Origin of the sequence: Sorangium sp. So ce693 (assembly GCF_051521375.1) — a bacterium.
Taxonomy (GTDB): domain Bacteria; phylum Myxococcota_A; class Polyangia; order Polyangiales; family Polyangiaceae; genus Sorangium; species Sorangium atrum.
Window position 1 is genome coordinate 7,712,535 of sequence record NZ_CP150347.1, and the last position, 11,904, is coordinate 7,724,438.

At 70.7% G+C, this 11,904-nt stretch carries 6 protein-coding genes; 3 read left to right on the top strand and 3 right to left on the bottom strand.

Going from position 1 to position 11,904, the window contains the following annotated elements; translation table 11 throughout:
• Positions 1-124: 124 nt before the first annotated feature.
• Positions 125-2,848, bottom strand: coding sequence for a pentapeptide repeat-containing protein (locus WMF14_RS28675; protein WP_437791074.1), 2,724 nt, complete (start codon positions 2,846-2,848; stop codon positions 125-127).
• A 111-nt stretch (positions 2,849-2,959) separates the two neighbouring features.
• On the opposite strand from WMF14_RS28675, the gene WMF14_RS28680 reads away from it, so the two are divergent.
• The gene (locus tag WMF14_RS28680) at positions 2,960-3,808 is read left to right on the top strand and encodes a hypothetical protein (protein WP_437791076.1); all 849 of its coding nucleotides are present in this window, start codon (positions 2,960-2,962) and stop codon (positions 3,806-3,808) included.
• 163 nt (positions 3,809-3,971) lie between these two features.
• On the opposite strand, the gene WMF14_RS28685 is transcribed toward WMF14_RS28680, so the two are convergent.
• A complete protein-coding gene (locus WMF14_RS28685) occupies positions 3,972-4,808 on the bottom strand; it encodes a hypothetical protein (protein WP_437791079.1) in 837 nt (278 codons plus the stop codon).
• A gap of 561 nt (positions 4,809-5,369) precedes the next feature.
• Between WMF14_RS28685 and WMF14_RS28690 the strand changes: the two genes are divergently transcribed.
• Positions 5,370-9,599: a TOMM system kinase/cyclase fusion protein gene (locus WMF14_RS28690; protein WP_437791081.1), complete on the top strand. Its 4,230-nt coding sequence runs from the start codon at positions 5,370-5,372 to the stop codon at positions 9,597-9,599.
• Between the two features lie 145 nt (positions 9,600-9,744).
• The gene (locus WMF14_RS28695) at positions 9,745-10,194 is read left to right on the top strand and encodes a BMA_0021/BMA_0022 family TOMM bacteriocin (RefSeq protein WP_437791083.1); all 450 of its coding nucleotides are present in this window, start codon (positions 9,745-9,747) and stop codon (positions 10,192-10,194) included.
• Between the two features lies 1 nt (position 10,195).
• On the opposite strand, the gene WMF14_RS28700 is transcribed toward WMF14_RS28695, so the two are convergent.
• Positions 10,196-11,368 (bottom strand): amidohydrolase family protein, encoded by a 1,173-nt coding sequence (locus WMF14_RS28700; RefSeq protein ID WP_437791086.1) that lies wholly within the window; start codon positions 11,366-11,368, stop codon positions 10,196-10,198.
• Positions 11,369-11,904: the final 536 nt, after the last annotated feature.

Genomic DNA, 11,904 nt, shown 5'->3' on the forward strand with positions numbered 1-11,904 from the left:
CGCCGGCGCGCGCCGGCCAGGGCCGCGCCGCCCTCGCGGCGCGGGCCCCCTCGGAAGCTGACGAATCGTACAGGCTGACCTCGCTGTCGCCGGCGGCGACCGTCAGCTCGACGCCCGGGTAGCTCTACTGCGGGAGCTTGGCGCCGTCGAACCTGGCGCCGTCGAGCTTGGCGCCAGTGAGCTTCGCGTACCGCAGATCCGCGTCGCGGAAGTCGGCGCCGCGGAGGTCGGCGCCGTCGAACTCGGCGCCGGTGAACTCGGCGCCGGCCAGCGTCGCTTCGCGGAGGTCGGCGTTCGAGAAGACGACGCGGCCGCAGCGAGCGCCTTCGAGAGCCGCCCCGCGGAGGTCGGCGCGGCGGAAGACGCAGTCGTAGAGATCGACCCCCTCGAGGCGCGCGTCCGAGAGCTTCGCCTCTTCGAACGGGATCACCATGAGGTCTGCCTTTCGCAGGTCGGCTCCCGTGAGATCGATGCCCGAGAGCTGCACGAACCCGCCGCTCAACGTGCGCCAGCGCGACCGCCATCGGTTCCAGCGCTCGATGCCGTCTTTGACCTCGCCTCGCAGCATCGCGCGCGACTCTTCGAACGTAGGGAGCAGCATCTCGATGAGCTTCTTCTCGCTCAGCTTGATGACTTTGTCGCCCTTGGCGATGCGCGCGTCGATCTCGGTCTCCGCCTTCGACGGGACGTGCTTCGCGTACGGAATACGCGCGCCGACGAAGTGCGTCGCGTCCTTCGCCTTCTTCGCGACCGCGCCGCCGAGCTCGATCAGCATGTCTTCGCGAAACTCGCGCGACGTGCGCACATCCATCGCCGAGCTCTGGAATCTGCCTGCATAGAGAATGCATGTCCCGACGAGGCGCTCCTCGAACATGCCCTGCGGCTTCTTCTCTGCCAGCGGGGTGAAGCCGAGATCGAAGGGAGCGACACGCTCCTTCGCGCCTTCGATCGGGCGGATGGCGAGGTTGCCGTGCCCGTCGATGTGCGCGATCTCGGTTCCATCTTCGGAGGCGGTGAGCGGGAGGATCTCGAAGCCGTGGAACTCAACGTCTTCCGGAGCCTCGGGCTCGTCGAGCCATTTGCCCGTCTCGGCGTCGGCCGTCCTCGTACGGCCCGCGGAGTCGACGACGACCGCGCGGGCATCGTCGATGAACGCGACCTGCCCGAGGCGCTTGTCTGGATGGGAGAGGGTGGCTGTCACCTCACCCGAACGCGGATCGATGAAGACGAGCGCGCTGTCCGACGAATGATTGCTGATGTCACGATCGATGCTGACGGCGACCCATCCGACGCGCGAGACGGCGACGCCGCCGCAGTACTCGGGCGCACCGCTCTCCAGCTCGATCGTACGGACGGGTGTCTCCGGATCGTCGAGCCGCCAGATCCGGACCGCGTCGGACACCGAGACGGCCCAGGTGTCGTCGGACCCGAACGTGCACGCCGACACCTTGGCGTCGTGCGAGAGCGCCGCGGCGCGGACGCCGCGCGCGCGGTCCCAGAGCTCGACGTTCGACGCGACGGGGAGCATCACCGTCTTTCCGTCGCGCGAGACCGCCGCCACGCCCTGGGGAGAGATCGCGTCGTTCGCGAAGATCGCCTCGCCCTTGTCGGTGATCTCGCGCACCACGACGGCGTTTTCGGGCTCGACGATGAGCAGCTCTCCCTGCGGGAGGTTCGCGAGCGCAGCGGGGCCCCTCGCGCGCCGCTCGCTGACCGTGCCGTCGGTCCTTCGCCAGGACCAGATCCCCGACGAGCCGGCGACGACGACGCGCTCGCGGCTCAGCGCGATCGCGTGCGGCGCGTCGATCCCGAGCTCGCTCGAAGCCGGCTCACCGTCCGAGGTCCAGATGCCGATTCCAGACGCCGTCGAGCCTGCGGCGAGCCACTTCCCGTCGCGCGAGAGCGCCATCGCAGGGCCCTGGCCGTACGCGTGGTGGCGAGGCGTGCGGACGCGACGGATCTCGGCGCCGCTACGCTTCCACCAGCGAAAGTAGCGATCGTTGCCTTGCGAGACCACCGTCTTGCCGTCGGCCAGGAACGCGAGCCAGCGACAACCGGCCGGCCCCGCGTCCTGCTCGCCCGAGCCGTAATCTTCCTGGAAGCGATGCGAGCCCAGGAGGCGGACGGGCTCGAGCGACGCGCCGTCCCAGAGGTGGACGTCGCCTTGTCCGTGGCCGCCGGCGAGCACGCTGCCGTCGGGTGAGAACGCGAGTACGAGGATCTTGGAGCTCTTTCGCTGGGCGAGCTCCTCCTTCGACTCGCGATCGAAGACGCGGACGATGCCCTTCTGTCCGCCGGTCGCGAACGTCGCTCCGTCGGGTGAGAAGGCGAACGCGAAGATCTCGCCTGCGGGCTCGCTCAGGTCGTGAAGTCGTTTGCCGGTACGCGCGTCGAAGACGCTGGCGACGGAGTCTCCGCCGTAGGTCGCGACGATCGCGCCGTCGGCGCTCACGGTCGCGAAGGCGAACTTCTTCGTCGCCTTCTCTCCGAGCTTCCACGAGAGCTCGCCGTCCTGGCCGAGGCGCGCGATGGATCCGCGCGCCCACAGGAGAAGGTCGCTGTCAGGCAACGCGAAGACGCCAGTGAAGCAACCGGTCACCGTCTGCTCGTCGAGGGCACGACCGTCGTCGACGGCGAAGCGATGCACCTTCGTGCGCTTCTCGCCGGTCACGAGAGCCACGAGCGTCTTGGAGTCCGGAGAAAAATCGAGACCAGTGAAGCCGCCGGGCGCGTTGAAGCGGGTGGCGCCGAAGACCTGTCGGATCATCGAACCGAATCTTATTCGGATCCGTTGTCTTTCAGCGCTCCATCGGCCGTCGTCTTCGGACGTGCGAGCCGGCGCGCACATCGGGTAACCATCGGGGCTTGACCGACGTTGATGTCGCCGCCGAGCCCACCGTGATCGAGGACGAAGCGGCATTCGGGCGACCAGCTACCGGTCCGGCCGCGGATCGGGTACTTGGTCTCGGTGACGCGCCATCTGCTCGGCCTCTCCGCGCTGATCTCCAGCCTCGTCCTCGCCGGATGCAATGCGATCTCGGGTATCGACAGCCTGACCTTCGACGGCGTGGGCGCGAGCGGAGGAGGCGGCGCCCTGCCTGGCGATGGGGGTGGCGGGTCGGGCGGCGACGGCGGTGAGGCGGGCGGCGGCAGTGAGGCAGGCGGCGGCGGTGAGGCAGGCGGCGGCGGTGAGGCGGGCGGCGCGGGCGGCGGCGGCGAGTGCGAGGGGGAGCCGTGCCCGACGCCGACAGGCATCGACGTCGTGGAGCAGACCTACACCGAGCTGCGCGGCAGCCCCGGTACGGCCACCCCTGCCATGGACCGGTGCCCCGAGAGCCAGGTGCTCCTCGGGTTTCGAGGGTCCCTGGGGCCGCTGGGGGAGTCGCTCATCCATGCCAAGATCCAGGCGCAGTGCGGCCACCTGAAGCTCACGGGAGACGGCCCGTACACCATCACCAGGATGCCCGGCGACGTGACCCCTTTCCGGGGCAGCGAAGGCACCGAGTCGTGGGAGATGATGTGCCCCGAGAACGAGGTGGTTGTGGGCTTCAGCGGCTGGTCTGGCAGGTACCTCGATCTCCTCTTCATCGCTTGTGCGCCGCTCCTCGTGACGGGACCTCCCGGCGATCTCCGCGTCGCGCTCGGCCCCGTCACGTGGCCGGACGGCGTGGGCGGCGACGGCGGCAGCGAGTTTCCGGACACCTTCTGCGGCGCAGACCAGGTCGCGAACCTCGTTCAGACCGTCGTCGAGGGCGGAGCCATCGGCGCCTTCGGCCTGGGCTGCGCGACGCCCTCGCTCACGTACTGACCCGCCCGCGCTTGCGCCGGAGGCGCGTCCTCTGGGCGCCATCGGCGTTGCAGGGCTTGCGCTGCCAGGCTCTGTCCGATGACCCCGGTACGTTCATGCGTCAGGTACGAGAGTCCTTGCGATCCGACGGATCGCAACGGTTCGCCCCCGCGGAATCGTTCCGTCAGAACCCGATGTCCTCGCGGATGGCGACAACGATCTTGCAGTGGTTCACGAGATCGTCCGTCGTCTTGACCTCGGTCGTGTAGTTGAGGCCGTACGGCCAGAAGTGCTGCGTGTCCGCGTGCACGACGTCGCTCTCGTTGCCCGTGATGGCCCTGAGCTGGCGCGTCGCCGCCTCGCCCCTGAAGACGCCGTCCACCACCAGCGCGCCGAACTCGCGGCTACCGACCCCCACGGTGTGACCGATCTCGTGCATGGCGGTGATGTAGTTCATGGAGCTCGTCGCGCCGAACCGGATCGATCCATTGACGTTGCCGTCGGCCGTCGCGACCGAGGGCACATAGGACACCGACAGGCGCTTCTCGATGCTCGTCTGACAGTTGTAGTACGACAGCGCCTCATCCATCGCGCTCGTGATCTTGTCGTAGGCAGACTGCTCCTCCGCCGTCGGCGAGGCGACCTTCGCGAGCGTGTAGGTGATTCCCCCCGTCCCCGGGCAGCCGGTGTCCGCGCCGCCGTCACCCGCGCCGCCCGTGCCCGCTTCGCCCGCGCCGCCCGTGCCGCCGGCGCCGGCGCCTCCCGCACCGCCGGTGCCTGCGCCGCCCGTGCCCGCTTCGCCCGCCCCCGCGCCGCCGCTCCCCGCGGCGCTGCCGCCCGCTCCGCCGTCTCCTCCTGTCGCGCCGCCTCCCGAGGTCTGTCCGCCGGAAGCGGCCGCGCCGCCGCTCCCGCTGGCGACGCTGCCGGCGTCCGCGGGGCTGTCATCCGAGCCCGCGCACGCGACCGGACCAACCGCCGCCAGCGCGAGCAAAACGATGTGGGTCGCCAGTTGCCTCAGCATGTTTCGTGCTCCTTCCACAAAGGATTGAAAAGCATTGAATCGTCGCTCACCGTCCAAGGAAAGCTCGCGGCTCCCCTCGCGCGTCGAGCGCCGACGAAGTCCGCGATCTGCCCTCTCACCGGCCGTGCCAGAGGTCAATTCGCCGCTGTTCCCCGCGACTTGCCCGGTCGCCGCGGCAGCAGCCACGATAGAAATTTGTAGCCGAGTCGAACTCAACAAGAGGAGCTCAGCCGCCGCCCCGCGAGGGGCGCGCTTGCGCACGCCGGCCCGCCTCCACGAAGCCAAGCCCGACGGAGCCGACCGGACGCGAGCGCCTTCCGGGGTTTCTTCGCCGAAGGCACCGGAACCCGGTCGGCATCGACGGACGTCGACGGAGTACCACCCTATATGAACCAACGTGAGCAGCGAGGTCGGCCGCGGACGAGCTGTGCTGACGAGATCGACAGCCGCTCTGTCCAGACGCTTCATCGATGAGGCGGGCCGGCCGGCGCAGCGCGCCGCCCTCCCCGGATCACGCCCGCTCCCGCGGCCGCGCCGGGCCGCCCGATGGAGGGAGATGGGATGAGCCACAGCGCCATCGCGTCGGGCGCCGTGTTCCAGGAGCGCTACGAGATCGTCTCCGCGCTGCGCGAGAGCGGCTTCGCCGACGTCTACAAGGGGCGTCAGCTCGCCACCGGACAGACGGTGGCCATCAAGGTCATGCACCCGATCCGGGGCTGCAAGCCCGCCGACGTCGCGCGGCGCTGCGCCCGCTTCCACCAGGAGGCGCGGTTCTGCGCGCAGCTCCACCACCCCAACATCGTCCGGCTCATCGACGCCGGACAGGCGGACGACGGCACCCTTTATACGATCTTCGAGTTCGTGCCCGGCCAGAACCTGGCGGAGGTGCTGGCCGAAGAGATCGCCCTCGATCCACGCGAGGCGCGGTACCTGATGCTCCAGATCCTCGACGCCCTCGGCTGCGCCCACGCGCAGAACGTCGTCCACCGCGACCTCAAGCCGAGCAACATCATGATCGTCTCGACCGGCGCGCGGCGAAACGCGCTGGTGCTCGACTTCGGCATCGGCGCGGTCATCGCCGGGGCCATGGAGGGCGTCGATCCCAAGCTCACCCCGAGCAACGAGATCCTCTGCACGCCCGCGTACGCGGCGCCGGAGCAGCTCCTCGGACAGCCGGTGAGCGTGCGCTCGGACCTGTACGCCTGGGGGCTCGTCTTCCTCGAGTGCCTCACCGGCAGGCCGTCGATCACCGGCAGATCGGTGCAAGAGGTGCTCTTCCGGCAGGCCAGCCCCGAGCCGATCCCGATCCCCCCGGCGCTCCTCGGGCACCCGCTCGGCGCCCTCCTCCGGCGCGCGACCCTCAAGGACATGTCCGCGCGCGTCGTCACGGCCTCGGGCCTGCTGCGCGAGCTCGAGGCCTGCGACGTGGACGCGCTGAGCCGCGAGGACCTCGCCGAGCCCGCGCGAGCGCGGAGCTCGCCGTCAGCCCCGATCCGAAGCGCGGCGGACGCGAGCCCGTGGCGCCGCGTCGCGAGCGAGACGGCGCCGCTCGACGCGCCCCCGCGGGAGCCCCGGGCGCTGCCCGGCGACCACGCGGCGGCCGAGACGATGCCGTCTCCGGCCACGCCCCGGCGCGTGGAGGCGCCGGCCACGCCGGGGCCCGAGGGACCGGAGCTCGAGCGAGCCGACGGCGAACGGCGGCCCCTCACCGTCGTCTGCTGCACCTTCACCGCCTCGGGCCCGGGGCTGAAGACCACCGACGTCGAGGAGATCGACGATCTGCTCGACGAGCAACAGGACGTCTGCGCCGAGCTCGCCCGCCGCCACCGAGGGCGCTTCGCCGGCGCGCTGGGGGATCAGGTCCTGCTGCACTTCGGCTATCCCTCCGCGCAGGAAGATGACGCCCGGCGCGCCGCCCGCGCGGCGCTGGAGATCGTGGCGGACGTGAAGGCGCGCAGCGCGCGGCTCACGGCGGCGCGGGGCGTGGCGCTCGAGGTCCGGATCGGGCTCCACACCGGCCTCGTGGTCGCAGGCCAGCTCCAGCGGCACACGCAGCACCTCGGGACGACACCGCAGATCGCGGCCCGGCTGAGCGCGATCGCGGCGCCGGGCACGGTCGTGGTCAGCGGCGAGACCTTCAGGCTCCTCCGGAGCCGGTTCGCGCTCGATCCGATGGCGCCGCCCGATCTCTCGTCCGTCGCGCGCCCGCTCGCTGTCTACCGCATGGGGCAGGAGATCCCTCCCCCGGCCCAGGACCAGGACATCGCCGGCCGCGACACCGAGCCGCTGATCGGCCGGAGCCAGGAGCTCGATCTCCTGCTCCAGCGCTGGGGCCAGGTCCGGCAGGGCATCGGGCAGAGCATCCTCATCACCGGCGGCCCCGGGATCGGCAAGTCGCGCCTCACCGGGGAGCTCGCCCGGCGGCTCCGCGGCGAGCGGCACAGCTGCCTCGAGTGCCGCTGCGTGCCCGATCAGCGGAGCAGCGCCCTCTACCCGTTGATCGAGCTCCTGGAGCGGCTGATCGACACCGGCCGGGACGACGCGACGGGACGCCGGCTCGCCCGGCTCGAGGCGCTCCTCTCGCGCCGCGGCTTCGATCTTTCGGAGATGGTGCCGCTGCTGGCGGCGCTGCTGTCGATCCCCCTGGAGGGGCGCTACGCCGCCCCGCTGGATCCGCCGCCGCGGCAGAAGGAGCGGACGCTCAACGCGCTCGCGACGATGCTCTTCGACATGGCCGATGAGCAGCCCGTCCTGTTCGTGGTCGAGGACCTACAGTGGGCCGATCCGACGACCCTCGAGTGGCTCGGCGTGATGATCGCCGACGTGCCGTCGGCGCCGCTGATGGCGGCCTTCACCGCGCGGCCCGAGTTCTCGCCGCCGTGGTCGATGTCGGGCATGCTCCAGATCCAGCTGAGCCGCCTGGATCGGTCGGACGTCGAGCACCTGGTGGCGCGCCTCGCCGGCGGCCGCGCCCTGCCTGAGCCGGTGCTGGCGCAGGTGGTCGACCGGACCGACGGCGTCCCGCTCTACGTCGAGGAGCTGACGCGGATGATGCTCGAGTCCGGGGCGCTCGTGGAGGAGGGGGACCACTACCGCCTCGCCGAGCCGCTCTCGGCGCTCGCGATCCCCACGACGCTGCGGGGCCTCCTGGTGGCGCGCCTCGATCGGCTCGGCAGGGCCAAGGAGACGGCCCGCATCGCCGCGGCGCTCGGCCGGGAGTTCTCCCAGGACGTGCTCTGCGCCGTGTCCACGCTCGACGGGGAGCATGTCCAGGAGGACCTCGAGCGGCTGATGGCCGCGGATCTCATCCACAGGAAGCGGCGGCTGAACAACCCGACGTACCAGTTCAAGCACGTGCTCATCCGGGACGCGGCCTACGAGTCGCTCTCGAAGCGGAGCCGGCGGAAGGTGCACGCCACCATCGCCCGGACGCTCGAGGCGCGCTTCCCCGAGATCGTCGCGGCGCGGCCCAACCTGCTCGCGCACCACCACGCGGCCGCCGAGCAGCTGGAGCGGGCGATCGCGTACGCGGAGATCGCGGCCGAGCGCGCGCTGAAGCGGCCTGCGAACGCCGACGACACCGAGGCGATCGTCCACGTGACGCAGGCGCTCGGCTGGCTGTCGGCCATCGCGGACGCGCGGGAGCGCGCGCTGGCGGAGCTGCGCCTGAACAGCCTGCTGATCCTCGCGCTCATCGGCCGGCGCGGGTACATGCCGAAGGAGCTGGAGGCGGCGGTCCACCGCTGTGAGGAGCTGAGCGACGAGCTCGGGGAGAGCTCGATGACCCCGCCGACGCTGTGGGCGATGTTCTGGTACCACCACATGCGGAACCATCGCCCCGAGGCGCGGGCGATCGCCGAGCGGTGGCTCGACCTGGCGAGGCGGTCGCAGGACACCGGGCAGCTGGTCTCGTCGATGGTGCTGCTGGGACAGTGCTCGTTCTTCGAAGGAAAGCTCGCAGAGGCCCGCCAGCAGCTCGATGGCGGCATCGCGCTCTACGACCCTCGGGCGCATCGGGAGCACGCATTCTTCTACGGCGTCGATGTCAAGGTCTGGGGCCAGTACACGCTCGCTGTGGTGCTCTACCTGATGGGCTTTCCAGCCCAGGCGCTCGCCCACGGGCAGGCCGCGGTGGCGTGGGCGCGCGAGCTCGATCACCTGAACAGCGTCGGGATGGCGCTGCTCCACCTGGCCGGCGTCTACCACTATGGCCGCGAGCGGGCGCAGGTCGCCGCGGTGACCGACTCCGTGCTGCAGCTGACGGAGCATCATCCGCTCTGGTTCAAGGTGCACTGCTGGGCCCTGCGCTGCTGGGCGCAGCGCGATCTCGAGCAGCTGAGGCAGCACGTCGAGGTGATCCGGGACGCCGGCCAGAAGACAGGACTGCCGTACTGGCTCTCGCTGGTGGCGGAGCTCGAGGCCGAGCGCGGGCAGCACGAGGCCGCGATCGAGCAGCTGGCGAGCTGCCTTCTGCTCGCCGAGGAGTCGGGGGACGTGTACTACCTCCCGGAGCTCTGCCGCCTGAGGGCGCTGTCTCTCCGCGCCTCCGGCGCCGACGCCGAGCAGGAGAGCGAGCGGTGCTTGCGGCGATCGATCGCTGTCGCGCGCGAGCAAGGCGCGCGAACGTTCGAGCTGCGCTCGACGCTGGCGCTCTGCCGCATGCTCGCGCAGCAGGGCCGGCGCGACGAGGCGCGCCGCCTGCTCGGGGAGATCACCGACTGGCCCGCGGAGTGCGCCGATCTTCCCGATTTTGCCGAGGCGCGAGCGCTGCTCCAGGAGATGACCGATTGATCTGCCCCGGCGCCGCCTCGGTCGCCCTCATCGCGTGTGCATTTATCTGCATTGGATGCGCGCAGGGCTCGACGGCGCGCGGCGCCGGTTCCATGAGCCTCATATCCCACGCCAGGACCTGCGGCGCCGGCAAGTGGAGGGTGCCATGTTTTCCCATCAGTCATCCAAGTACACGTCCAGGATGCCGAACACCGGCGGCGATCCCGCGCATCTCGACGAGGAGGCGCGCCCCCCGAGCGAGCGAGGCGCGATGGAGGAGGGTCTCCTGGAGCTGGAGGGAGCGTGGCTGCGCGCCGTCGCGATCTGCTGGGAAGACCCGACGCAGCTCGATCGGCTGAAGAGCGACCCACGGGGCTTCTTGATGGCGTGCTGCGGCTATCGACTGCCGCCGGGGATCGACCTCACCATCCGCGAGGCGCGGGAGCCAGGCTCGCCGGGCGGCGACGCGCTGCGCTTCTGCGAGCAGCGCAAGGGCTGGGACCCGTCGCCGCGCGCCATCACCCTCTATGTCCCACCGCCGCCGGAGCTGGACGATCAGCCCGTCGCGCTGGCCGAGCTCGCGAGCGACCCCGGGTCGGTCAGCGTCATCTGCTGAGTCATCCGTCGATACCGTAGAAGCTGGCGGCGTTGTCCCAGAGGATCTTGCGGAGGCCCTCGCCGGGGAGCCTGCGGCGGAGCGCGAGCGCCCGCTCCACCATGCCGGCGTCGTGATCGATGTGGGGGAAGTCCGTCCCGAAGATCGCCCTGTCCTCGCCGAGCCACGGGATGGCCTGCTCCAGGCACGGCTCGTCCGGCTCGATCTCGACGAAGCACTGGCGGCGGAAATACGCGGACGGGTCGCGGCGGACGTGCGGCGCGACCTCCTCGGCGAGGCCCCGGTACTCGATCTCGTCGAGGCGCCAGAGCCAGTAGGGCAGCCACCCGCAGCCGGCCTCGAGGAAGGCCACACGCAGGCCGGGGTGGCGCTCGAGCACGCCCCCCTCGATCAGCGCGAGCAAGGCCATCATCTGCTCCATCGGGTGCGAGCAGGCGTGCAGGGCGAAGCGGGTGCGGAAGCGATCGGCGCCGGCCGCCGGCAAGGAGGCGTGCGTGCCCTCGTGGATGGCGACAGCGATCGAGCGCCGCTCGCACTCGGCCCAGAACGCTTCATACGCAGGGTCGCCCAGCGTCCGCCCCGCGACGGGGTTCGGCCGGAGCACGACGGCGCGGAAGCCGAGCGCGGCCGCGCGCGAGAGCTCGGGCACCATCTGCGCCGGATCGTGCGGGCTCATCAGGGCCACGCCCCGGAGGCGCGAGGGGTCGTGATCGCAGAAGCCCCGTAACCACGTGTTGTACGCCCTGGCGAACGCGCTCCCCAGCGCGGGCTCCAGCCCGGTCATGCCGAGGAGCGCCAGCGCGAGCGTCGGATAAAGGAACGCCACGTCGATGCCCTCGCGATCCATGTCGTCGAGCTGCGCCCGCGGCTGATCGAGCGGCCCGAGCGACGCGAGCGCCCCGAGCCGCCGGCGGCCAGCAGCGGCGATCACGCGCCTGGTCCGCGCGCTCATCCGGTGATGGACCGGCCGGCCATCCACCATCGGCTGCGGTGGCAGCCGGAGCAGCCCCTCCGGCCCGAGGTGCGCCACGCGGTCGGCCAGGGGCTCGCCCTCGCCAGGGTACGCGAGGTAAGGCGCGTGAACGCGGAGCTCCGGATCGAGGTGGTCCTTCCACAGATCGAGCGGCTCGATCACGTGACGATCTGCGTCGAGGATGCGATAGCCGTCGCGCACGGGACATCTCCTCTTCTGCTTCTGCTGCTGCCGAATCCCCCGGACCTGGCCTTGTGCCGCGGTCAGAAACCCTGCCAGGATTCCTGAGACGACGCCGCGAATCCGGATGAAATTTCAATAATTTCAATTAGTTCTATATCATTTGCAGCCGAGCCAGTCTCCGGCGTCGCCCGACGCGCCGCCTGCAGCCGTCGCGTCGCTCGCTGCGGACGGACTGACGGATAGAGCGCGCCGGGTGCTTGGCCGTGCGGCGCACGGGCGAGGGACGCGTCATCGCACGGCAATTCTGCGCCGCCGGTAATTCTGCACGAATTGCCTGGAGAGCTGCGTGGAGTGAATACCCTGTCGCATCGCGGGTTGGGCACTCTGGAGAGCCCTGCCGAGGGGCCGAAATGGGGGCTGTGAAGGCCTCGACCCAACGCCATCATCGGTCCCGAGTTCGCCGCCGCGTTTGCGGAGGCCCGTGCGCCGCCGCGGGGCGGTTCGAGCGCGCGGTAGAGATCCAATGCGCTCAAGCTCTCGAGCGGATCATTCCG

What these genes read in the sequence shown, in the direction of transcription:
- WMF14_RS28690 (WP_437791081.1), top strand. Translation starts at nt 5,370, where the DNA reads ATGAGCCACAGCGCCATCGCGTCGGGCGCCGTGTTCCAGGAGCGCTAC.
- WMF14_RS28675 (WP_437791074.1), bottom strand. Translation starts at nt 2,848, where the DNA reads ATGTGCGCGCCGGCTCGCACGTCCGAAGACGACGGCCGATGGAGCGCT.
- WMF14_RS28685 (WP_437791079.1), bottom strand. Translation starts at nt 4,808, where the DNA reads ATGCTGAGGCAACTGGCGACCCACATCGTTTTGCTCGCGCTGGCGGCG.
- WMF14_RS28695 (WP_437791083.1), top strand. Translation starts at nt 9,745, where the DNA reads ATGTTTTCCCATCAGTCATCCAAGTACACGTCCAGGATGCCGAACACC.